Source organism: Paraburkholderia bannensis NBRC 103871, from assembly GCF_000685015.1.
Taxonomy (GTDB): domain Bacteria; phylum Pseudomonadota; class Gammaproteobacteria; order Burkholderiales; family Burkholderiaceae; genus Paraburkholderia; species Paraburkholderia bannensis.
Map to the genome: position 1 here is coordinate 18,688 of NZ_BAYA01000016.1, position 23,362 is coordinate 42,049.

Sequence of the window (23,362 nt, forward strand, 5' to 3'; positions counted from 1 at the left end):
GCCTCTCCGGTTTCGTGGCAAGAGAGTGCATACTAGTCTCAAGAAAAGAACAAAATAAGCCTGAATCTGCTATTTATCTTGCCTGAAACTATGAGCGTGCCACGAGCTTCCCGTTCCCATCCTGACCTGTCCCCACGAAATCGCCGGCGCATGATCGCCTTGCTGCACGCGCTGGCGCCCGACGAGGGCTACAACCTCACGGCGCTGCAAAGCGTACGGATCCTGCGCTCGAACCGGCCGTTGTCGCGCACGCCGGTGCTTTACGATCCCGGCATCGTGATCGTGTGTCAGGGCCGCAAACGCGGCTATTTTGGCGAGCAGTTCTATCTCTACGACGCGGAGCACTACCTAGCGGTGTCCGTGCCTGTGCCGTTCAGCATGGAAACCGAGGCCAGCGAACAGCATCCGTTGCTCGCGTTGTATCTGCACCTGGATTTCGCGCTGGCCGCCGAACTGGCCGCGCAGATCGATCGTGAAGGCATGGCGGAACACGTACAGCCGCCGCAAAGCATGATGTCGACGCCGATGGACGACGCAATGCAGATGTCCGTACTACGTTTCCTGGAGGCAATGAACCGGCCGCTGGAAGCCGCAGTGCTAGGCCCGGGCCTGTTGCGCGAACTCTATTTCCGCGTGCTGACCGGTGCGCAGGGCAGCTCGATGCGCGAGGCGCTGGCGATGAAGGGGCAGTTTGGCCGCATCGGGAAATCGTTGCGCCTGATTCACGCAGCCTACGCGCAGCCGCTGGACGTGACGCAGCTTGCCGAGGAGGCGGGCATGAGCGCGCCGAGTTTTCACAGCCACTTCAAGGCAATCACCCAGGTGTCGCCGATGCAGTACGTGAAGTCGACGCGCCTGCATCAGGCGCGTCTGCTCATGGTTCGGCAGGACTTGAGCGCCGAAGCCGCGAGCCATGCCGTGGGTTACACCAGCGCGTCCCAGTTCAGCCGGGAGTTCAAGCGGCTGTTTGGCTTGACGCCAGCCGCGGAGGCGCGGCGCATGCGCGAGAGTTTTGCCGTACCGGAAGCATTCGACGACGCGATCTTCGTCTCGTCACATTGAATCGGGCGCTGCCGTTTGCGAGAGCGTTTCGATTGGCCGATATTCGCTGGGCGCGACGCCCAGTTCGCGGCGGAACATGTCGCTGAAACTGCTGGGCAGGTAACCCAGCTCGCGCGCGACGGCGCTGACCGATTGCCCTTCGGCCAGCCGCGACACGGCGATTGCAAGCTGCACCTGGCGCCGCCATTGCGCGAAGCCCAGGCCCAGTTCGCGCGTGAAGAGGCGCGCCAGCGTGCGCACGCTCGCGCCCACCGACGCCGCATGCTGCTCGAAGGCGAGCTCGTTTGAAGGGTTGTCGATCACGGCGCGGCAAAGCATGGCGAGCCGACGGTCGCCCGACGCGGCCGTGCCCGCTGCATCCGGCAGCGGCACCCGCAGCGACGAACGCCGCGCGTGCGCCAGTTCCATCGCAGCGAGCTGCGAGGCGGTGGCAAGCCAGGCGCTGTCGCGCTCGGTTTCGTGTTCGGCGATGGTGCGGATCAGTTCGCGCAACAGACCGTCGATCTGGAACACTTCGCTGCGCGTGCTCAAGTGGCCGACGTCGCGCTCGTGCAGATACAGGTTGCGCATCTCCACTTCGCTCATCATGTGGATCGCGTGCGTCGTGCCGGGCGGCAGCCAGACCGCGCGCTGCGGCGGCACCACCAGCGCCTCGTTGCCCGCCTCGACCCACATCACGCCGGACACCGCGTAGAGCACCTGCGCCCACGTGTGCGAATGCGGCTCGATATGCAGTCCGCGCGGATAGCGCCGCGCGAGCGAGCGGCCACGGCCGGGGGCGTCGTCGAGGATCGGGGGAACGGCTTGGGTCATGAACGGGGCGCGCAGGCGCGAGGCGAAGCAAAGATGCCAACGCTATCACGAGACGGCTGCGCGCGCTCCCCTAGAACCGGTACGTGAGCGTGAGTTGCGCGACGGGATACCAGCGGTAGCTGCTGACCTTGTCGTTGAGCCGCTGTTCCTCCAGCGCGATATTTCCGGGCGTCGCGAACAACTGGTAAATCGACGGCACGTTGTAGTCGACATGCGGACGACCATAGGCCACGCCGATATCCACCGCGAGCCCGAAGCCGCGTCCCTGGCGGTGGTGCCCATATCCCAGCCCGATGTACGGCATGGCGCGCGGCGGCGTGACGCTTGCTTGCGGCGCCGGCCCCACGGCGGGCACATAGGTATTGCCGATCACGTAATTGCCCAGCGCATTGGGCACGGCATGGCCGTCGAAGGAATCGCCGTTGATCAGCACGCCCGCGCTCAGGCGAAATCCGCTTGAAGCAAACGGAAAAAGATCGCCGTAAAGGCCGCCCTGAAGCAGCTTGACGCGGCCTTCGTAGCGACCGCCATCGACCGACACCGACGTGTCGAACCCCATGCCCTCAACATCGGCGCGCAGACCAAAATGCGAGCCTAAAGCGATCGCGACGCCCGGCCCCACACCGAGCGTTCCACCAGTCAGATAGGCATCCTGAGCATTGGCATTGCTCGCTGGCAACGTCGTGCAGCCGATTGCCACCAGCGCCACGACGGCGCATGACGAAGCGCTTCGCGCTGTCCTTGCTGCTCTCATCGTTTCCCCTTTTGTCTTGTGTGTCAGTCGTGAGCGGATGGGCTGCACTGTAGGCCCGTGCATGGGTGTTCGATCCAAAAAGGAAACGGCATTTCACGGCTCAAATTGCGCGTGTTCGACGGTCTTTGTCGGAATCCGATATGTGTAGGAATGATCTGTCTTGACGCTGGGATGAGCGCTTTTTTAGGATGCAACCCAATCCGATATCGGCGCACCTTGGCTCTCGCCAGCCTATATCGATACAAACTCGAAGCACATTTCCGGGGAATGCAGATGGCTCGTCATGAAACAACTTCGGCGGTATGCGGCACGCTTCTGGGCGTCCTGATGGTCGTGGCGCTGGGCGCGTGTGGTGGAGGTTCAGGCGGCAGCAGCGGTGGCGCGGGCACGACAGGCGCAAGCGTTGCGACCGGCGCTTCGGCAGGGGGCGCAGCTGGGGCTGCGTCGGGGGCATCCGCGGCATCCAGCGCATCCGGTGCCAATGCGTCAGCGGCTTCCGATGGCGCGGCGACGAGCAGTCCGGGCGCATCGGCGCCTGCGAGTGGTGCCGCCGCCGCCGTTCTCGAACTGTCGACAGCGGTGCAGAACCAGACGGTAGCGAAAGATGCGGCGGCGTCGGGCCTGTTGTCGAGCGTGGGCGTCGCGGGCCTCTATATGGCCGCCGCGCGCCCCTTCCTCACGGCGGCGCTGGCGGGTGCGCCGGCCGCGACGGCAAACTGCACACGGGGCGGCACGGTGGCGACGGTCGTGAGCAATGCCGGTGCGCCGGGGTTGCGGGCGGGCGAGACGGCTAGCGTTTCGTTCGCGCAGTGCGTGGGGCAGATCGCGGCTCCCGAACTGTCGTCCGCCGATGCACTAGGCGGCAGCGTGAGCTTCGCGGTTCAGGGCGTGCAGGGCAGCGTCGGCAGCCGGGCTGCGAACTGGTCTTACACAGTGACCGAGACCGCGAACGCGCTAGCAATCGACTCGTCGAACGCGACGACGACCTTCAACGGCACGGTCACGCTGACGGTGGCCTACGATGCGGCTACTGCAACGATCACTACGACGGCAAATGCGCCGAGCCTCACGATTGCGAGAATGCAGACGTCATCGTCGGGCACGACGCTCGATGGATCGATGGCGATTAGCTCGCTTGCCTGGGTCGATACCGATAACGTTGCGAGTGCAACCGAATCGTTGAGCGCGTCCTGTGCAGTCAGCGATGTCGTGGAGGGCGTGACGCTGGCGTTCGGCGTGACGACGCCCGTTGCGCTAACGATTGCTGGCGGCGCGATCACCGCTGGCACGCAGCAGCTCACGAGCGCGGATACGACGGAAGCGGTCGTCGCACAGAATGCCTCGACGTTTGTGCTGACGGTAAAGTCGCAAGGGCAGACCGGCGTGTGGACGCAAAGCGCGAGTTCGTTGGCGTCGTAGGGCCGGCAAGATGGATGTGCGCACAACAAAAAAAGCCGCTCGAAAGAGCGGCTTTTTTATGGTCGATCACGCGAGCACGAGGCTCGCGCGAGCGCAGGCACTATTAATCGTCGAGCAACGAAAGGTCGCGCACCGCGCCCTTGTCGGCCGACATCACGAGCTTCGCGTACGCCTTGAGCGCAGCCGAAACCTTGCGCGGACGCGGTTGCACCGGCTTCCAGCCCTTGGCGTTCTGCTCTTCGCGGCGGCGTGCGAGTTCTTCATCCGAAACCAGCACGTTGATCGAGCGGTTGGGAATGTCGATGCGGATTTTGTCGCCGTCGCGCACCAGGCCGATTGCGCCGCCCGCTGCCGCTTCCGGCGAGCAGTGGCCGATCGACAGGCCCGAGGTGCCGCCCGAGAAGCGGCCATCGGTCAGCAGCGCGCATTCCTTGCCCAGGCCCTTCGACTTGATATAGCTCGTCGGGTAAAGCATTTCCTGCATGCCCGGGCCGCCCTTGGGGCCTTCGTAGCGCACGATCACCACGTCACCGGCCTTGACCTTGTCGGCGAGGATGTTCGCGACCGCTTCGTCCTGCGACTCGGTCACGTGCGCCGTGCCTTCGAACACATGGATGCTCTCGTCGACGCCCGCCGTCTTCACCACGCAGCCATCCAGCGCGATGTTGCCGGTCAGCACGGCGAGGCCGCCTTCCTTCGAGAACGCGTGCTCGTACGAGCGGATGCAGCCTTCGGCGCGATCCGTGTCGAGGCTCGGCCAGCGCGTGTTCTGGCTGAACGCCGTCTGCGTCGGGATGCCTGCGGGGCCAGCCATGTAGAAGGTCTTGACCGCTTCGTCCTGCGTGAGCGTCACGTCCCACTGTTCCAGCGCGTCCTTCAGCGTGGGTGCGTGCACGGTCGGTGCGTCGGTGTGCAGCTTGCCCGCGCGAGCCAGTTCGCCCAGGATCGCCATGATGCCGCCTGCGCGGTGCACGTCTTCGATGTGGTACTTGTTGGTGTTCGGCGCGACCTTGCACAGCTGCGGCACGACGCGCGAGAGGCGGTCGATGTCGCGCATGGTGAACTCGATTTCCGCTTCCTGGGCGATGGCCAGCAAGTGCAGGATCGTGTTGGTCGAGCCGCCCATGGCGATGTCGAGCGTCATTGCGTTCTCGAACGCCTTGAAGCCCACCGAGCGCGGCAGCACGCGGTCGTTTTCGCCTTCGTAGTAGTCGCGGGTGATTTCGACGATGCGCTTGCCCGCGCGCTTGAACAGCTGCTCGCGATCCGCGTGCGTGGCGACGACCGTGCCGTTGCCCGGCAGCGAGAGGCCCAGCGCTTCGGTCAGGCAGTTCATCGAGTTGGCGGTGAACATGCCCGAGCACGAACCGCAGGTCGGGCAGGCCGAGCGTTCGACTTCGGCGACTTCGGCGTCCGAGTACTTGCTGTCGGCGGCGATCACCATGGCGTCGATCAGGTCGAGCTTCTTGACTTCGATAGCCTTGGTGACCGGGTTGGCCAGGCGCGTCTTGCCGGCTTCCATCGGGCCGCCCGACACGAAGATCACGGGGATGTTCAGGCGCATGGCGGCCATCAGCATGCCCGGGGTGATCTTGTCGCAGTTCGAGATGCAGACCATGGCGTCGGCGCAGTGCGCGTTGACCATGTACTCGACGGAGTCGGCGATGATGTCGCGGCTCGGCAGCGAGTAGAGCATGCCGTCGTGGCCCATCGCAATGCCGTCGTCGACAGCGATGGTGTTGAATTCCTTGGCGACGCCGCCTGCGGCTTCGATTTCGCGCGCAACGAGCTGGCCCAGGTCTTTCAGGTGCACGTGGCCGGGCACGAACTGGGTGAACGAGTTGACGACGGCGATGATCGGCTTGGCGAAGTCTTCGTCTTTCATGCCGGTGGCGCGCCAGAGCGAGCGCGCACCTGCCATGTTGCGGCCGGCGGTGGAGGTTTTGGAACGGTATGCGGGCATCGTGGGTGCTAGTGAGAAATCGCTGGAAAATTAGCGGGCCACGGGAATAAAGGCCCCTCGAGCGCCCGCGCAGCCGGCCTTTTGAGCGGCGCCTCGGGCAAACTCCGTAATTATCCCATACGCACCGCAATGGCGTCCTGGTTCCCTGATTTCAGGCCCGATCCGGCTATTTGCGTGTGCGCACAAGGATTCTTGCCGTGCAGTTGCCCCGTAGTTGCTGCGTAGTTGCCCCGTTTTTTGCCGACTAGCCGGGCCGCCCGGACGAAAAAAAACCGCACGCGAGACTCGCATGCGGCTTCTCGACGATCCGGAGATCGTGCAGTGCCGGCCGGTTCTGCTGGCCGGCAAGCGATATCAGAACAGGTTGCGCAGGCCGATCGCGACGCCGGTCTGGTTGTTGCGACCCGGGTAGTCGATCTTGTAAGCGCCGGTGCCGCGCGTGAAGTCGACCGTGCCGTAGACTTCCGTGCGCTTGGAGATCGAGTACTCGGCAAGCAGCGTCGCCGAGTAGTTGATACCGTTGCCCAGTGCGCCGTCGCCCAGCGAGGCGTTGCGTGCGTGGCCATAGTAGCCAGCCAGCGTGATCGCCAGCGGCGCGGTGGCCTGCCACGTGGTGCCGACGTAGAAGTTGTCGTCGATACGGTTCGGGCTCACGGCGCTCGTGGGCAGCGAACCGGTCTGGAGTTCGGCCTGGTCAACCGTGCCCGAGTTGTCCTGCGAGTGCAGCCAGCCAGCCAGCAGGCGAACAGCCGGCGTGACCGTGTAGACGAGGCCGACGTTGGCGAGGTTGAACTTCTTGCCGCCGACGTCGTTCTGCTGCCAGCCGACGAGTGCTGCGAGCGGGCCAACCGTGTACGAAGCCGTCAGGCCGTACATGCTGTTCTCGCCGACGCTGCCAGCTACGCCGCCGAAGCCGTACATCGCTTCAACGTGCAGGCCGCCAAACGTGTTCGTGTACTTGGCCGAGCTGTTCGTGAAGAGGAACGGGCCAACCGGGTTGTACGCCCAGCTGTCCTGCCAGTAGTCGGCGACGGTCAGCGGATCGAACGTATTGCCCATTTCATCGAAGAACGGCGTTTGCTGGCGACCGAACGTCAGCGTGCCGTACTGCTGGCTCGAAAGGCCCACGTACGCGTTACGCTGGAACAGCGTGTTCGAGGTGTTCGCGAGCTTGCCGTTCCAGAGGTTGAACTGGTTTTCCAGCTTGAAGACAGCGGACAGTCCGCCGCCCAGATCCTCAGCGCCCTTCAGGCCCCAGCGGCTCGGGGTCACAGCGCCTTCACGCATCTCGATCAGGCTGTCGTTGTTCGCGTTCGCGTTGGTCTGGTAGCGGATCGCCGTATCGACCAGGCCATACAGCGTGACCGAGCTTTGCGCGAAAGCGGACTGTGCCGAAAGGGCCAGCAGTGCTGCGCCGATTGCTGCGGTGGTCTTCTTCATGTCATCCCCGTTTTTAATTGATCCAGCGGTGCAGGGGTGCAGCGCTGGCATTAGTCTTCGAACCGGTATCGTGGGCGGTGTGTCGCGCACGAAAGTGGCGATAATATTTCGAACCATTAAAAGTTCCGCAATAAATTTAATAACATGTCGCACGGGAACAACATGGGCTGGCGCATCGCGCGCACGAGCGCTATCAGGGGCTTTGCAGTGCTTTGCAGTGCTTTGAAGGGGATGCGGCATGCGTCGGCCGGTGAACAGGAAAGGGCAGGGCGATTACCTGAAAATGGGGTTTCCCCTAATTATTTATTTCGCGTGATTTAAAACTTGCCGATGAATACCCAGGCTCCCGCCGTTCACGACAACGGCCCCGAAGGCGTCTATCTGCGCGGTTCCGGCGCTGTGCGCGAATGGTGGCGCGTGTCGCTGTCCGAGCGCGCGCATATGTTCCGCATCGAGCATGGCCACGGCGCGGCGGGCAGTGGCGCGGTGGATATCGACACCGTGGTCGATCTCGACAATCTCGAAGCGAAGCTGCTCAAGTGGCGTCGCGAGGGCTTTGTCTCCGAGGCTGGTCGCGAAGACGAGGCGCGCGCCGTAGCGGCGGGCAGCCGCTTTGCGGTCGAGCTCCAGCGGGCCGTCGAGCTTGAACGCGAAGCGCGTGAAGCGCGCGCAGCGAATCGATCCGTGCCGCCCGAGGCGGCGCACATCGGCAGCGTGGCGATGTCGCCCGCGCCGCAAAGCACGCCACCGGCGCTCGTGCCGCGCGTCAACGACGCGTATCTTTTCACCGCGCGCGCCGACGATATCGCGCTCGATATCGTCGAAAACCGCCGCGTCATGCTGATCGGGCACACGGGATCGGGCAAGACCAGCTTCATCGAGCAGGTGGCCGCGCGCACGGGACATGGCGTGCTGCGCGCGAACATGAACGGACAGACCACCATCGGCGACTTCGTCGGTTTCTGGACGGTGAAGGGCGGCGAGACCGTGTGGGTGGACGGCGTCCTGCCGGTGGCGATGCGCGAGGGCTACTGGCTCATCATCGACGAACTCGATTTTGCCGAGCCGTCGATCCTGGCCGTGCTCACCGCCGTGCTGGAGCCGAATGGCAGGCTGCTGCTGAAGGAGCGCGGCAATGAAATCGTCGAGCCGCATCCGTCGTTTCGTCTCTTTGCCACCGCCAATGCCGCCGGTGCGATGAGCGCATACCGGCACTTGTACCAGGGCGCAAACCTGCTCAACGAGGCGTTTCTCGACCGCTGGCGCGTGTATCTTTTCGACTACCTGTCGAAAGAAGAGGAGGCCGAAGTATTGGTGCGCACGCTGCCGTCCTTGACGCCTGCGATTGCGCAGACGCTCGCCGCCATTGCCGCCGATTGCCGCGCCGCGTTCGCGCGCGAAGACCTGGCGAGCACGTTTTCCACGCGTCGCCTGATCGACTGGGCCGAACTGATGCTGCGCACGGGCGATGTCGAGCGTGCTGCCGGCCCCGCGATCTACGCGAAAGTGAGCGCGGAGGACGCGGCGCTGATTCGCAGCATCATTCGCCATCACGCGATTTTCGATGCCGGTGACGGCGTGAGCGGGTGACGGAGCCGGCCTATGGACAGCGCCCGGATCGACGCTCTCGAAGTGCAGCTCGGCAAGCTCGCGCGCGTGCTGAGCGGTGAGCCGCGCGTGACGGTTTCCATCGGCGCGGGCGGGCCGCGCGTCGAGCATGAGCGTTTTGTGCTGCCCTCGCGTGCACTCGAAACCACCAGGGAGACCGAATCAATCGAGGTTGCCGAAGCCGAAGAAGCGTTGCTGACCGGCTACCTCGACCTGCTGGCCGCGCGCTGGCGCTACAGTGCGCAGCTCAAACTCGATACGGCGCAGGCGGGCGTGACGGGGCGCATCGCGCAGATCGTCGAAGACCGACGGGTACTCACGCGTCTCGCGGCGCAGTTTCCCGGCGCGCGCCGATATATGGCGCGCTGGCGCGCGCAACTCGCGAACGACGCGGCGCGCCGATGGCAGACGCTAGCATGGCCGGAGCGCCTGGTGTGGGCCATCGAGCGCACGTTATGGGACGAGCCGCCCGACGTGAGCGAGCGCGATGTGGGTTCGCTTGCCGCCGCGCTGCGCGTGCTGGACGATGCGAAGGGGCCGCTCGCCCAGGCGCGCGAAAGCGCTTCGACGGCATCGAGCGTGCGTGCAGCACAAGCCATTGTGGCGGGCGTGCGCTCGCTGGCTTCGGGCGGCGCGAACAACATGATGCAGACGGCGCATCGGGGCGAGGAACTGGACGAAGAAGAGCTGGACGAAGAAACGCTCGCACGCGAACTCGACGATTTCGGCGCGCACGACGATAGGGATTTCGCGCTGACGCTGGACGGGGAGGCGGCACGGCAAGCCGCCCGCGAGCCCGATGCGCAAACCCTCGAAGCGGCGCAAGCGCAGGCCGACGCGGCGTCCGGCGCGACGCTTTCGGACGCGGACAGCGCTGCGCCGCGCGCGCCTCGCCCCGTAACCGCGTCTGCAAAACCGGAGCGCTCGATCCCGCTCACCACGGCCTTCGACATCGTCACCGACCTCACCGGCAGCGGCGACGCCACGGCCTGGCGCAAACTGCGCACGCTCGCACGCGCGGAAACGGGCGCGCTCAAGACGCATCTGGAGCGCGTGCTCAAAGCCGACGAACTCACGCACTGGAAGCGCGAGCAGGAACGCGGCGAGATCGACCGCACTGCGCTTGCGCGGCTGGCGGTCTCGCGCGGCTATCGCACGCCGTTTCGTGTGAGCACGCATGCGAGCGGGCGCGACGCCGCCGTGTCCGTGCTGCTCGACCTGAGCGGGTCGATGGCTGGCCGTAAGATCGAACTCGCGCGCCTGTGCGCGGCGGCGCTCGCCGATGCGCTGATGCAGCTTGATTTCGAGGTCGAAGTGCTCGGCTATAGCTCGGTAGAGTCGCCACCGATGCGCGAACATTACGAACGCGAGCGTGCGGCAGGCACCGATCTACGCGGCTATAACCGCTTTGTCGAGCGTCTCGACCTGCGTGTCTTCAAGCGCTTCGACGCGCGCGATCCGAGCGGCCTGGCCGCGATTGAGTGCGGCCACGAGAACCCCGATGGCGAAGCGCTCGCGTGGGCGGCCGGGCGGCTGGCGGCGCGCAAGGCGCGGCGGCGACTGCTGTTCGTGCTCTCGGACGGATCGCCGTCCACGAGCGACGGCGATGCCGCGATCCTGCGCACCGACCTGCGCGCGCGCGTGGCGGAGATCGGCGCACAGGGCATTGAACTCGTGGGCATTGGGATTCAGGACGATTCGGTCGAGGCGTTTTATCCTCACGCCGTGGTCGTGCGCAAGCTCCACGAATTGCCCGCTGTTGCGTTCGCCACATTGAGCCAGATGCTCGCGCGGCGGCATTGATCCGCGCCGCGGCACGCGCCTTGCATGCTGCAGTTGCGTGATATACCTTGTTTGACGATGCCGTTGCGCGCCGCGCAGCGAATCGACTGAAGAAAGCCACTCAAAAAACACCGCGATATTGAGGTCATGTCCAGTTCCGACCCACAGACTCACGAAGACTACGATCGCTTTTATTACCGGCTCGATCTGGAGCCCGGCGCCAGCGCGGCCGATATCAAGCACAACTATCGGCAGCTCGCGCAGATCTTTCATCCCGACAAATGGCGGCATCCCACCGCCGCGTCGCTGCATTGGGCCGACGAGCAGTTCAAGCGGATCAAGGAAGCGCGCGAGGTGCTGGAGGCCTACTGGGCCGTGCATCACGAAGCGCCCACGAGCGGCTCGGCGCTCAGCGACACCCAGCGTCTGCGCGTTGCCGAGCAGATGCGCGAGCTCGAAGTGCGCCGCGACCGCCTGCATGGCGAGCTTGAACGCATGCATCGCGAAAGATTACGTGCGCTGGCCGAGGTCGCGAGAATGCAGACCGAGCGCGAGCGCTTGATCGGCGAGATCGTGCGCCTGCGCGACGACGTGGCGAGCGAGCGCGCGGCGCACGCGGCCTGGCGCGAAAACGAACAGGCCGCTTCCAGCGCGGCGTCGGCCGCCGCTGAGCAAGAGGCTGCCGATGCGCGCGTCGAACACGAACTCGCCCCCGCCGGGCGCCATCCCATCCGAAACTTCTTCTTCGCGCGTTTCGACGATCCATCGCGTGGCTGGCTCATGACGCTCAGCGGCGCGGTGGTTGCGATGATCGTGCTGTTTGTCGTGGCGCATCGGCTGGTGTTCAGCGTGTTCGATGCGACGGGTTCGTGGCGCGGGCTGGCGGTGTTCCTGCAAACGCTGCTGATCGTCGCGGGCACGGTGCTGCTGGGCGGCTTCGCGTGGTCGCAGCGCACCTTGCATCGTGCCGACCGTGCAGGCCGCGTGCATGCCGTGCCGCTGCCCGCGCGCGAGACATGGCAACGCGTGACGGCGGCCTTGCGTGGTACGGGCCGTCATGGCGCACGCTGGCAGGTCGAGACGGGGGCGCTCTCGCCCGACGATGAGGGCTTTGAATTGCAGGCGGTGCTGCGCTACTCGACAAAACCGCAGGGCGAGGGCGAGCCTCATCAGGCCGTGACGTTTCGATGCCGCGCCCAGGCAGCAGGCGCGGGCGCGACGCGCGTCGCGTGGGACTTCGGCGTACAGGCGCCTACGTGGTGGCTCGTGCCCGCCGCGAAGGTCGTACGCGACCTGCGCACCCGCGTGGAAGCGGAGATCGCAGGACGCGTCTAGGCGCCACGCCAGCGCATGAAAAATTGCTCAGAACACCTGACGGAAGATCCAGTACAGCACCGCCGATAACGCGATCGAAGCGGGCAGCGTGAGCACCCATGCAAGCGCGAGATTGCGCACGGTCGCCCATTGCAGTCCGGAGCCGTTGGCGGCCATCGTGCCCGCGACGCCCGACGCAAGCACATGCGTCGTCGAAACGGGCAGGCCATACACATCGGCCATGCCGATCGTGAGCATCGCGACGGCTTCTGCCGAAGCGCCCTGGCCATAGGTCAGGTGCTGCTTGCCGATCTTCTCGCCCACGGTCACGACGATGCGCTTCCAGCCCACCATCGTCCCGAGCCCCAGTGCAATCGCCACTGCCACTTTCACCCACGTCGGGATGAATTTGGTTGCGTGATCCATTTGTTTGCGGAAGTCGTCGAGCGTCGCGGCATCGGCGGCGGAAAACGCGGGCGTCTTCGCTTTCTCCATGAGGCGGATCGCTTCCGAGGCCACATACATGTTGTTGCGCACGTTATCGACGATGACTTGCGGCACCTGCGCCATCGATCCGGACAGGCTCACCTGGTCGGCGACGGTGTCGGTCAGCGCGCGCAAGGCGGGCAGGGTGGCCGGCTGCAGGCGGTGCGTGCGCACGTAGGCTTCGACTTCGGCGCGGGGATCGTCGGGCGGCGTGGCGGGCGCGTAATGGACGAGCGTGACGGAGGCCGCGCGCGCGGCGGCCACGAACGCTTCGGTTTCGCTGGGCGTGACGGCCTTGTTGAGCGCATAGGCGGTAGGCACCACGCCAATCAGGATGAGCATGATGAGGCCCATGCCTTTCTGGCCGTCGTTGGAGCCATGCGCGAACGACACGCCCGTGCAGGTGCCGATCAACAGCACGCGAATCCAGAACGGCGGCGGCTTGTTGGGTTCAGGCTGGCGATAAAGCCCCGGCTTGCGCACGACGAATTTCAGCACGAGCAGCAGAACCGCGGACAGCACGAAGCCCACGATCGGCGAAAACAGCAGCGCCTTGCCCACGCCCGCCGCTTGCGCCCAATCGACGCCCGACGTGCCCGACGGCCCGGCGATCCACTGGTTCATGATGCCCACGCCGATGATCGACCCCACCAGCGTATGCGAACTCGATGAAGGCAGGCCGAGATACCAGGTGCCGAGGTTCCAGAGGATGGCGGCGATGAGCAGCGCGAACACCATCGCGAAGCCCGCGCTGCTGCCCACCTGCAGGATCAGTTCGACGGGCAGCAGTTGCAGGATGCCGAACGCGACTGCGCCGCTCGACACCAGCACGCCGAGGAAATTCCACATGCCCGACCACGCGACCGCCAGATGCGGTTCGAGTGAATTCGTGTAGATGACCGTGGCCACCGCATTGGCGGTGTCGTGAAAGCCGTTCACGAATTCGAAGCCGAGCGCAATCAGCAAGGCAACGCCAAGCAGAACGAAAGGTAATGCCGAACTTTCCTGCACGGCGCTCAGGTCGACGAACAGATGATCGATCACGTAGATCGCGCCGATCGCGATGACGAGGAAGAAGAGGGCGATGGCGAGACCGCGTCGGCGGGGATGCACCGCGCTTAAGGGGGATATGGGGATGTCCGGCATGGGCGTGCGCTGTTGGGTTGGGCTCATGGGCCTCGCGCGCTGCGCCGGAAAATATCACGCCAGCCGATGCCGTTTGCAAACGTCGCGGCTGCGTGCGTGGAAAGAAGCGGGGCGCGTTGGGCGCGCCGCGATGGCGGCGGCCCGTTCGAGACGCAACAGTGTCGCACAACGCGCCTTCCGGTTGCGCGAGCGTGACAGTTCGACCGTATGGACGACACTCAAAGGAGCGCCGCGGCGCCCACGCGATGCGGCTGCCGCGGCGAGCGCGTCTGAATGACGCGCTATGCGTTCTGGTTTTATGCGTCTACGCGCGAATCGCCGAGCCGATCAGAACAGCAGCGCGATGCCCGCCATGCCGACAAACTGCGAATGCGTGCTCGACGGCGTGCTGTTCTGCGAGTCGCCCACTGCGGGTGTCGCATTGACGATATTGCCCGCGCCGTTCGCGCCCAGCGTCTGGCCGCTCGCATGCTGATAGCCCTGCAACGCATAAAGCGAGGTGCGCTTGGAGAGATGATACGTTTCCTTGAGCGAAACCTGCTCGTAGCGCGCGGCGCTGGTGATGCCGTTAGCCTTTGACGCCAGCGTGTAAGCAAAGCCACCGCCGACGTCGAACGACGGCGTGAAGCGGTACGTCGCCAGTGCCGCCCACGTGTTGAACACGGCGGTAGTCGTGAACAGCGACTTGCCGCCCGGCAGGTATTCGACGTTCGAGTACGACGCGCCCAGCAGGAAATTGCCGATCGAATAATTGGCCGCTACGGCCACATGCTGCACCGCACGCGCCGACACATAGCCCGTATTCAGCGACGATTTGCCGAAGCTCGCCGTCGACGAAGTATCGAAGCCGCTCGTGAGCGCTGCGTTGTCCATGCGCAGGATCGCGGCCGCGACCGAGAGCGGGCCATTGTTGTAGCGCAGCGCCGCGCTCCACGTCTGCCCCTTGCCGGTGCTGCCCGCGATGCCGCCGAATGCGTACATGGCGCTTGCCTGCAAGCCGTACCACACGGGCGAGGTGTAGGTCGCCGAGTTGTTGATGCGCACCGTGGTGTCGAGGCCGTCGATATCGCCCGGGTGCGCGCCCGTCGCGCCGGTCAGCCAGTTGCTGCCCGTCAGCGGGCCGACGAACTGGTAATAGGGCGTGTACTGGCGGCCCATCGTGGCCTGGCCGGCCTGGTCGTTCTTCAGGCCCACGTACGCCTGGCGGTTGAAGATCAGGCCGCTCGATTGCAGCGCGCCGCTGTTGGGATCGAAGCCGTTTTGCAGGTCGAAGATCGCGTAGGTGCCGCCGCCGAGGTCTTCCTTCCCGAGCAGGCCGAATTTCGAGGCATAAACGTTACCCTGGCGCAGGTAGACGTTCGAGTGACCGTTCTGGTTGTTGACGTAGGTAATCGCGTCGTCGACCGCGCCGTAGAGCGTCACGCTGCTCTGCGAGAAAGCCGGGTTAGCGATCAGTGCGGCGCCCGCCGCCACGAAAATGCCGGGGCCAAAGCCAGTCTTCTTCATCGTTGTGCGTCTCCAATTAAAATGCAGGATTACTTATTGTTTTGAATCGACCCGCACAAGGAATATGCGGGGTGGGCCGCCTGCGCGGCTCCGGGTCTCAGGTTCTTGTAATTCGGTTTGTGATGGCCTTTCTTTGAGTGAAGGCTCTTTAAAGGGGACTTTTATTGCTCTTATTCAGCCTGCTCGCGCGCCGCGCGGGCACGCTGGCGTGCCTGTGCCGCGAGCCGCACGGCGGCGTTCGGTGCGCCGTAGCCGTCATAGCCGCCGCGCCGTTCGACCAGTTCGAAGAAGAAGCGCTGGTCGAGCGTCTCGGTGTAGGCGTGCAGGAACTCGCCGCCTTTTTCGTCGCGGTCGTAGAGCAGGTTGTGCTGGCGCAGCGCATCGAGGAAATCGGCGGGCATGGCAAAGCGCGCTTCGAGATCGTCGTAGTAATTGGCGGGCACGCGCAGCAGCGGAACGCCTGCCGCTTCGAATTCCGTCACCGCGCGGAAGATGTCGCCGGTGCTGAACGCCACGTGATTCAGGCCCGTGCCGTGGTACGCGCGCACGGTTTCCGCCGCGGCCGTGTGCTGGTCGAGCGAGGCATTGAGCACGACGCGCAGGCCGCGATCGGCGCTAAAAAGCGCGCGGCTGCGCACGAGGCCATAGGGATCGGGCAGCAGCACCGCGGCGCTGGCCTGAAGACCGAACACCGATTTCAGGAACAGCACCCACGAATCGAACGAACCGGCAGGCAGCGACAGGCTCACGTGGTCGATGCCCGCGATCGGGCCGACTTCGGTGGGGCCGTCCACGTCGGTGAGCACGAAGTCCGCTTCGAAGAGCGTCGGCTTGCCGGGCTCTTCGTTAACGAAGTAGTTAAGACTGCCGTCCGGCGCCTGCACGGCGGGCACGACGCGCTCGTTCGGCCCCACGCGGCCCGAGAAGGGCTGGTAGCCGAAACCTGCCGCCCGTTCGAGCGCGCTGCGCGCGTCGTCCACACGCAGCGCCGAGGCGCACAGCGACAGACCATGACGCTGGAAAAACGCATCGGCGAACGAATCGGGTTCGGCGTTCAGGACGATGGCCGCCGAGCCGTGCTGATAGAGCGTCACGTCCTTGGAACGATGCTGGCCCGCGCGGCGGAAATGCAGTTTGTCGAGCAGGCCGGCGACGTGTTCGCGCGCCTCGCCGTTGACCGCGAATTCGAGGAATTGCCACTGCGTATGTGCGGTCGCGGCAGGCGGCGTGTAGAGCGTTGCACCAACGCTTTCGTCGGCGTGGCTGTCCTTCGCCAGTGCCTCGTGCGTCAGCGCTTCGAGCAGCAGCAGCGAGCGATGTCCGTCCGCCGCCGTCGCCGCCGTTGGTGCGCCGCGGAAGCCGTCGTTGAAGATTTCCAGCGAAAGCGGCCCTCGATAGCCGCTCTTGACCACTTGCGCCGTGAAGTCCGCAAGCGCGAAGTCGCCCTGGCCGGGGAAGCAGCGGTAATGGCGGCTCCATTCGAGCACGTCCATCTGCATTTTCGGGGCGTCGGCGATCTGCACAAAGCCGATGCGATCGCCCGGAATCGACGCAATCGCGTCAGGCGTGTCGTCGAGAGAAAGCGTATGGAAGCTGTCCAGCGCGAGCGTGAGATTGGGCGAATTCACGGCATCCACGAGCTTCCAGGCATGGCGATAGGTGCTGACGTTGCGGCCCCAGGCCAGCGCTTCGTAGCAGGTCACGACGCCCGCCTGCGCGGCGGCCTTCGCCAGTTCGCCAAGCTGGTCGATCGCGAGCGCGTCGTTGTCGATGGCATCGGGCGCGACGCTGCTGCACACCAGCAGGCGGTCGGTGCCCAGTTCGTGCATCACGTCGAACTTACGCTTGACGCGCTCGACGTTGCGCGCGAGGCGCTCGGCGCTCACGCCCTCGAAGTCGCGAAACGGCTGATAGAGCACGATCGCGAGCCCATGATCGGCGGCCATGCGGCGCACATCGGCGGGCGAGCCTTCGAAATAGAGCAGGTCGTTTTCAAAGATCTCGACGCCCGTGAAGCCAGCGGCGCTGATTGCAGCGAGCTTTTCCGCGAGCGTGCCGCTGATCGACACGGTCGCGATCGAGCGGCACAGGGGAGAAAGAGCGGAGGCGGCTGAAGCTTGGGGCGTCTTGATCATGGCGTGGCGATGCAGCGGCAATAACGTTAAGCATAGAACCTGGCGATCCGGGCTGGAGACGGCCCGCGCCGCAGGAGTGTCGCAAGAATAGCCAAACTAACTAGTTAGTACAAATTCTGGGAAACCCCAGGGTGACCCCGAGGCGCGTGCGCGGCACACTGGCGGCCATGCGTCGGGTGTGCCGATCGGCCGCATGGATGAATTCATGCCGGTTGATCGAATGCAAAGACCCGCCTGTCGAGATGTCGTAGTGGAGCATGTCATGCAATTGCCGTCGGTACTGGTCCTGAACGGGCCGAATCTGAATCTGCTGGGAACGCGGGAGCCCGCGGTATATGGGTCTGAAACGCTGGACGATGTGGCGAACCGCTGCCGCGAGGCGGGCGCGCGCCTGAACCTTGCAATCGACTTTCGCCAGTCGAACGCCGAGCATCAACTGATCGACTGGCTGCACGAAACCCGCACGCAGGTCGCGGGCATCGTCATTAATCCGGCCGCGTACACGCATACCTCGGTGGCGTTGGCCGATGCGCTCACGGCGGTCGAAAAGCCGGTCATCGAAGTCCATATCTCGAACGTGCATCAGCGCGAGGCGTTCCGTCACCATTCGTTCGTCTCGGCGGTGGCGTCGGGGATCATCGTCGGCTGCGGCACGCAGGGTTATGTGCTCGCGCTCGAACGCATGGCAACGCTGCTTTCCACACAATCGGCAAAGAAGGGGGCGCAATGAGCGCGCAAGACAATCCGCTGAAGCCCCGCTCGTTCCTGTGCGGCTTGATCGGCAAGGGTATCGGCGGTTCGCTCACGCCCGCGATGCACGAGAAAGAAGGCCGCGAACTGGGCTACAACACGGTGTATCGACGTCTCGACCTCGATACGCTCGGACTCACGGTCGACGACCTGCCGGAGCTGCTGCTGACGGCGCAGCGCGCGGGTTTCGACGGCCTGAACATCACGTATCCGTGCAAGCAGGCGGTGATCCCGCTGCTCGACGAACTGTCCGACGATGCGCGCGCGCTGGGCGCGGTGAACACGGTGCTGTTCCGCGACGGCAAGCGCATTGGCCATAACACCGACTGGTCGGGTTTTGCCACCGCTTTCAAGCGCGGCTTGCCCGATGTGTCGCTCGAAGCCGTCGTGCAACTGGGCGCGGGCGGTGCGGGCGCGGCGGTGGCCCATGCGGCGTTGCAGATGGGCGCGCGTGCGCTCACGCTGTTCGACGTCGATGCCAGCCGCGCAGCGTCGCTGGCTGCCGAATTGCAGGCGCGCTTCCCGTCCGCGCAGGTGAGCGCGGGCACGAGCGCCACGCTCGAAGCGACGCTCGCGAGCGCAACGGGGCTGATTCACTGCACGCCGACCGGCATGGCCAAGCTGCCCGGCCTGCCGCTGCCCGCCGACTATCTGCACGCAGGCCTCTGGGTCGCGGACATCGTCTACTTCCCGATCCGCACGGCGCTGCTCGAAGCCGCCGAGGCGCGCGGCTGCCGCACGCTGAGCGGCGGCGGCATGGCGGTGTACCAGGCCGTCGATGCGTTCCGGCTGTTCACGGGTCTCGAACCCGACGCCGAGCGGATGTACGCGCACTTGCAGGCCATGCTGGCGCAAGACGCCGGCTGATCGCGCGGCAACCCGCACCCAGCAACAACACAAAGACCACAACGAGCCTCCCAGGGGCACACAGGATCAGGAGACAGAAATGGCACCACCCGTATCCACGGGGCGCGACGCGCCTGGCGTTGCTGCCGCACCGGCAGAGGGCGCGCTGCGCCGCTCGAAAGCGCGCTACCGCATCCTCGGACTGCTCGCGGTCGGCACGATGATCAACTACCTCGACCGCACGGTGCTGGGCATCGCGGCCCCGCAGTTGACGAAGGAACTGGGCATCAATGCGGCGCTGATGGGCCTCGTGTTCTCGGCGTTCTCGTGGAGCTACGTGGTCGCACAGATTCCGGGCGGCGTATTTCTTGACCGCTTCGGCAGCAAGCTCACGTATTTCCTGTCGATGACGCTCTGGTCGCTCTGCACGCTGGTGCAGGGCTTCGTTGGCAGCGTGGGCGCGCTGTTCGCCTGCCGGCTGGGACTCGGCGCGGCCGAATCGCCGTGCTTCCCGACCAATAGCCGCGTCGTGGCGACCTGGTTCCCGCAGCACGAGCGCGCCTTCGCGACCGGCACCTACACGGTGGGCGAGTACATCGGCCTCGCGTTCTTCAGCCCGTTCCTGTTCGCGCTGATGGGCGCGTACGGCTGGCGCTCGCTGTTCTACGTGGTGGGCGGCGTGGGCATCGTGTTCGGCTTCATCTGGTGGGCGTTCTACCGCGAGCCGCACGATCACCCGGCGGCCAACCGCGCCGAACTCGACTATATCGAGGCAGGCGGCGGTCTCGCCAAACACGAACGCAAGGTCGAAGCCGCGCAGCAGGACGGCAAACCGGCGAAGGGCGGCTTCGACTGGCGCATGGCCGGCCAGCTGCTGCGCAAGCGCCAGCTTGCGGGCATTTGCCTCGGCCAGTTCGCAGGCAACTCGACGCTCGTTTTCTTCCTGACGTGGTTCCCGACCTACCTGGCCACCGAGCGCCACATGGGCTGGCTCAAGATCGGCTTCTTCGCGATCATGCCGTTCATCGCCGCGTCGGTTGGCGTGATGTTCGGCGGCACGTTCTCGGACTGGATGCTGCGCCGCGGCGTCTCGGCCAACGTGGCGCGCAAGCTGCCGATCATCGCCGGTCTGCTGTTGGCGTCGAGCATCATTCTTGCCAACTTCGTCGAGAGCAATGTCGCCGTGATCGCGATCCTGTCGGTGGCGTTCTTCGCGCAGGGCATGGCCGCGCTGGGCTGGACGCTGGTGTCGGACATCGCGCCGGCTGGCATGCTGGGCCTCACGGGCGGCATCTTCAACCTGGCCGCCAACCTCGCGGGCATCATCACGCCGCTGGTGGTGGGCATGATCGTCGGCGCGACGGGGTCGTTCGTCTGGGCGCTGGCCTTTATCGGCACGATTGCGCTGATCGGCGCGGCGTCCTACATCTTCGTGGTGGGCGACATCAAGCGTATCGAGCTTTGATGTAAGGACTTGAACCGGCGGGCCGATGCCGGGCCCGCCGGTTTTGTCGCTTCACTGGCCCGCAGACAGGCCAGACAGGCCAGGCGGGCCCGCAAAGCCCGACAGGGGGCCATGCTAAAATCGGTCGCATCCCTTCCTTACTCACGGTCCACAGAATAATTATGGCAAGACCGGCGGCTTCGGCCGAACGTAACGACGCTCAATCCGAAAGCCGGCGCAAGTACGATCCCGAGCAGACCAAACGCAACATCCTCGACGTGGCGACCGCCGAGTTTTCGGCAATGGGGCTCTCGGGCGCGCGCGTGGACGCGATCGCCGAGCGCACCAACACCACCAAGCGCATGCTGTATTACTACTTCGGCAGCAAGGAAGGGCTGTACGAAGCGGTGCTCGACAAGGTCTACGGCGACATCCGCGCGCTGGAACAAGACCTGCATATCGGCGAACTGGGCCCGGAAGAGGGACTTCAGCGTCTCGTCGAATTCACCTTCGACTATCACGACCGCCACCGCGACTTCGTGCGCCTCGTGACCATCGAGAACATCCACGGCGCGAAGTACATCGAGCGGCTCAAGACGTTCCGCAACCGCAACGCCAGCGTGATCCACACGATCGAAGACCTGCTCGCGCGTGGCGTGAGCGCGGGCGTGTTCCGCGACGACATCGATCCGATCGACCTGCATTTGCTGATCAGCTCGATGTGCTTTCATCGCGTGGGCAACCGCCATACCTTCGGCGCGGCGTTCGGGCGCGATCCCTCGCATCCCCGTCTGCGCGCCCGTCATCGCGAGATGGTGGTGGACGCCGTGACGCGGTTCGTGCGCAAGTCGGCCTGAGCGATTTGTCCCGAAATATCGCCGCAGAAGCAGGGCGATAGCGTGGAAAAGCCGCCGCGCCGGGTTATCGGCATGCGGCGCGGCTACCACATCCCCGACTTCCCTCATCCCATAAAAGTGCGCAAACGCATTACACTACGGCCCGGAAGCCCGCATGCGCGGGCCTTGCCCATGCCGTGCGTGCGCCCGCGTTCCGTTTGCCGATCCGTGTCGGCCTGATCTCGTCGTGCGCGCCCGGCGTCGGCTCACGCCTACCGGATAAGCCCACGCGCAATGAGCACAGCTATGCCCCGTTCCGGCTCAGCCGGACTGCCCCGTCAGACCCAGGGACGTTACACACTCGGCACGCGCATCGTCCTGAGCTTCGGCCTGTTGTTCGTGCTGATGCTGGCGACGGCTGCGATCTCCTGGGAGCGCCTGCGCGCCATCGACAGTGAAGCCCTGAGCCTCACGCACGATTCCGTGCCGGGGCTGTTCTACGCGACCTCGATGCGCGCCGCCGCGAACCAGACCTATTCGCTGGTCGAGCGCGCCGCCTTTGTCGAGCCGGACGCCGCGGGAATAGAGCGCGTGCTCGGGCAACTGCCCGCCGCGGTGAGCCAGGTCGAGCAGAATGCGCAGCACTATGAGGCCTCCGTATACCGCGCGGACGACCGCGCCCGCTACCAGCACTTTCGCGATGCTTACGCCCGCTACCTGCCGCAGTTGATGGCCGCGGTGCGTAACCTGCCGGCCCAGCGCAGCGCCGCGCAGGCGCAGTTCGTGCAGCTCGACGGCATCTGGCGCGAGGTGATCACGGCCGCCAACACGCTCGTCGAGGAAAACCGCAACCAGGCCGACGAATCCGCGCAGACGATCCGCAGCTCGGTCACGGGCACGGAAATCACGCTCGCGAGCGCGCTCGCCATCGTGCTGCTGGCGGCGCTCGCGACCGGCTACACGCTGCATCGCGCGATCACGCGGCCCATGGCGCGTCTCGTCGAAGTGCACGACGCCATGCGCATGGGCAATCTCGCGCAGCGTCTCGAACTGGGCCGCCGCGACGAATTCGGCGTGCTGGAAGACGGCTTCAACCGCATGAGCGACGAACTCGCGAGCCTCGTTGCGCAGGCGCAGAAGTCGTCGCTGCAGGTGACCACGTCGGTGGCCGAAGTCGCGGCCACGTCGAAGGAGCAGCAGGCCACGGCCAGCGAGACGGCGGCCACCACGACCGAAATCGGCGCGACTTCGCGCGAGATTTTCGCGACCGCGCGCGACCTCGTGCGCACCATGGGCGAAGTGGCGACCGTCGCCGAGCAGTCGGCGGGTCTCGCGTCCACCAGCCAGAGCGGCCTCACGCACATGGAAGACACCATGCGCAGCGTGATGGAAGCGGCAGGCTCGGTGAACGCCAAGCTCGCGATCCTCAACGAGAAGGCCGTGAGCATCAACCAGGTGGTGGCGACCATCACCAAGGTCGCGGATCAAACCAACCTGCTGTCGCTGAACGCCGCCATCGAAGCGGAAAAGGCTGGCGAGTACGGCCGCGGCTTCGCCGTGGTGGCGACCGAAATCCGCCGTCTCGCCGACCAGACGGCCGTGGCGACTTTCGATATCGAACAGACCGTCAAGGAAATCCAGTCGGCGGTATCGGCGGGCGTGATGGGCATGGACAAGTTCGCCGAGGAAGTGCGGCGCGGCATGCACGACGTCCAGGCCGTGGGCGCGCAGCTTTCGCAGATCATCAGTGCGGTGCAGACGCTCGCGCCGCGCTTCCAGGTGGTCAACGACGGCATGCAGGCGCAGGCGACCAGCGCCGAGCAGATCACCCAGGCGCTCACGCAGCTCTCCGAAGCTGCGCAGCAGACCGCGGAATCTCTGCGCCAGTCGTCGCAGGCCATCGACAACCTCACGCTCGTGGCCAACGAACTGCGCACGGGCGTGTCGCGCTTCAGGATCGATGCATGACGCGCCGTTTCCCGCGCCCGGCGTGCTGCTGACGCCTGGCGCCTGAATTCTGGTTCCTGATTCCTGATCCCTGGTTACTGAGCGGAGCGG

At 65.3% G+C, this 23,362-nt stretch carries 17 protein-coding genes; 10 read left to right on the forward strand and 7 right to left on the reverse strand.

The genetic code is table 11. The features are described 5' to 3' along the window. Positions 1-90: 90 nt before the first annotated feature. Complete coding sequence (locus BBA01S_RS23495; RefSeq protein ID WP_042297760.1) at positions 91-1,062, forward strand: AraC family transcriptional regulator; 972 nt, start codon at positions 91-93, stop codon at positions 1,060-1,062. Here the strand turns inward: BBA01S_RS23495 and BBA01S_RS23500 are convergent. After that, positions 1,054-1,875 carry an AraC family transcriptional regulator gene (locus BBA01S_RS23500; RefSeq protein WP_027818602.1) on the reverse strand — a complete coding sequence of 274 codons (822 nt, stop codon included), beginning with the start codon at positions 1,873-1,875 and terminating at the stop codon, positions 1,054-1,056. The two genes, BBA01S_RS23495 and BBA01S_RS23500, sit on opposite strands and share 9 nt — an antisense overlap. Positions 1,876-1,945: 70 nt before the next feature. Then, the gene (locus BBA01S_RS23505) at positions 1,946-2,584 is read right to left on the reverse strand and encodes a hypothetical protein (protein WP_245641562.1); all 639 of its coding nucleotides are present in this window, start codon (positions 2,582-2,584) and stop codon (positions 1,946-1,948) included. Between the two features lie 318 nt (positions 2,585-2,902). Between BBA01S_RS23505 and BBA01S_RS42335 the strand changes: the two genes are divergently transcribed. Further along, positions 2,903-4,048 (forward strand): hypothetical protein, encoded by a 1,146-nt coding sequence (locus BBA01S_RS42335; protein ID WP_156966054.1) that lies wholly within the window; start codon positions 2,903-2,905, stop codon positions 4,046-4,048. A gap of 103 nt (positions 4,049-4,151) precedes the next feature. On the opposite strand, the gene ilvD is transcribed toward BBA01S_RS42335, so the two are convergent. Next, positions 4,152-6,011: a dihydroxy-acid dehydratase gene (gene ilvD / locus BBA01S_RS23515; protein ID WP_027818604.1), complete on the reverse strand. Its 1,860-nt coding sequence runs from the start codon at positions 6,009-6,011 to the stop codon at positions 4,152-4,154. A gap of 354 nt (positions 6,012-6,365) precedes the next feature. Further along, positions 6,366-7,451, reverse strand: a complete 1,086-nt coding sequence (locus tag BBA01S_RS23520; protein ID WP_027818605.1) for a porin — start codon at positions 7,449-7,451, stop codon at positions 6,366-6,368. Positions 7,452-7,781: 330 nt separating this feature from the next. Here BBA01S_RS23520 and BBA01S_RS23525 point away from each other — a divergent pair, with 330 nt between their 5' ends. The 3 genes from BBA01S_RS23525 to BBA01S_RS23535 all read left to right on the forward strand — a co-directional run bounded on the left by BBA01S_RS23525 (position 7,782) and on the right by BBA01S_RS23535 (position 12,176). Then, positions 7,782-9,041: an AAA family ATPase gene (locus tag BBA01S_RS23525; protein WP_027818606.1), complete on the forward strand. Its 1,260-nt coding sequence runs from the start codon at positions 7,782-7,784 to the stop codon at positions 9,039-9,041. 12 nt (positions 9,042-9,053) lie between these two features. Beyond that, positions 9,054-10,862 carry a cobaltochelatase CobT-related protein gene (locus BBA01S_RS23530; protein ID WP_027818607.1) on the forward strand — a complete coding sequence of 603 codons (1,809 nt, stop codon included), beginning with the start codon at positions 9,054-9,056 and terminating at the stop codon, positions 10,860-10,862. 126 nt (positions 10,863-10,988) lie between these two features. Next, positions 10,989-12,176 carry a J domain-containing protein gene (locus BBA01S_RS23535; protein WP_027818608.1) on the forward strand — a complete coding sequence of 396 codons (1,188 nt, stop codon included), beginning with the start codon at positions 10,989-10,991 and terminating at the stop codon, positions 12,174-12,176. 27 nt (positions 12,177-12,203) lie between these two features. Here the strand turns inward: BBA01S_RS23535 and BBA01S_RS23540 are convergent, their stop codons facing one another. From BBA01S_RS23540 to BBA01S_RS23550, 3 genes are all read right to left on the reverse strand, one after another. Next, positions 12,204-13,787 carry an inorganic phosphate transporter gene (locus tag BBA01S_RS23540; RefSeq protein WP_027818609.1) on the reverse strand — a complete coding sequence of 528 codons (1,584 nt, stop codon included), beginning with the start codon at positions 13,785-13,787 and terminating at the stop codon, positions 12,204-12,206. A gap of 327 nt (positions 13,788-14,114) precedes the next feature. Beyond that, a complete protein-coding gene (locus BBA01S_RS23545; protein ID WP_027818610.1) occupies positions 14,115-15,293 on the reverse strand; it encodes a porin in 1,179 nt (392 codons plus the stop codon). A gap of 170 nt (positions 15,294-15,463) precedes the next feature. Further along, positions 15,464-17,383: a bifunctional sugar phosphate isomerase/epimerase/4-hydroxyphenylpyruvate dioxygenase family protein gene (locus BBA01S_RS23550; protein ID WP_027818611.1), complete on the reverse strand. Its 1,920-nt coding sequence runs from the start codon at positions 17,381-17,383 to the stop codon at positions 15,464-15,466. A 307-nt stretch (positions 17,384-17,690) separates the two neighbouring features. On the opposite strand from BBA01S_RS23550, the gene aroQ reads away from it, so the two are divergent. From aroQ to BBA01S_RS23575, 5 genes are all read left to right on the forward strand, one after another. Further along, complete coding sequence (gene aroQ, locus BBA01S_RS23555; RefSeq protein WP_027818612.1) at positions 17,691-18,158, forward strand: type II 3-dehydroquinate dehydratase; 468 nt, start codon at positions 17,691-17,693, stop codon at positions 18,156-18,158. Beyond that, positions 18,155-19,045 (forward strand): shikimate dehydrogenase, encoded by an 891-nt coding sequence (locus BBA01S_RS23560; protein ID WP_027818613.1) that lies wholly within the window; start codon positions 18,155-18,157, stop codon positions 19,043-19,045. The genes aroQ and BBA01S_RS23560 overlap by 4 nt, the downstream gene beginning before the upstream one ends. A gap of 79 nt (positions 19,046-19,124) precedes the next feature. Further along, positions 19,125-20,489, forward strand: coding sequence for an MFS transporter (locus BBA01S_RS23565; RefSeq protein ID WP_027818614.1), 1,365 nt, complete (start codon positions 19,125-19,127; stop codon positions 20,487-20,489). 161 nt (positions 20,490-20,650) lie between these two features. After that, positions 20,651-21,325, forward strand: coding sequence for a TetR/AcrR family transcriptional regulator (locus tag BBA01S_RS23570; protein ID WP_027818615.1), 675 nt, complete (start codon positions 20,651-20,653; stop codon positions 21,323-21,325). Between the two features lie 273 nt (positions 21,326-21,598). After that, complete coding sequence (locus BBA01S_RS23575) at positions 21,599-23,272, forward strand: methyl-accepting chemotaxis protein (RefSeq protein WP_027818616.1); 1,674 nt, start codon at positions 21,599-21,601, stop codon at positions 23,270-23,272. Positions 23,273-23,362: the final 90 nt, after the last annotated feature.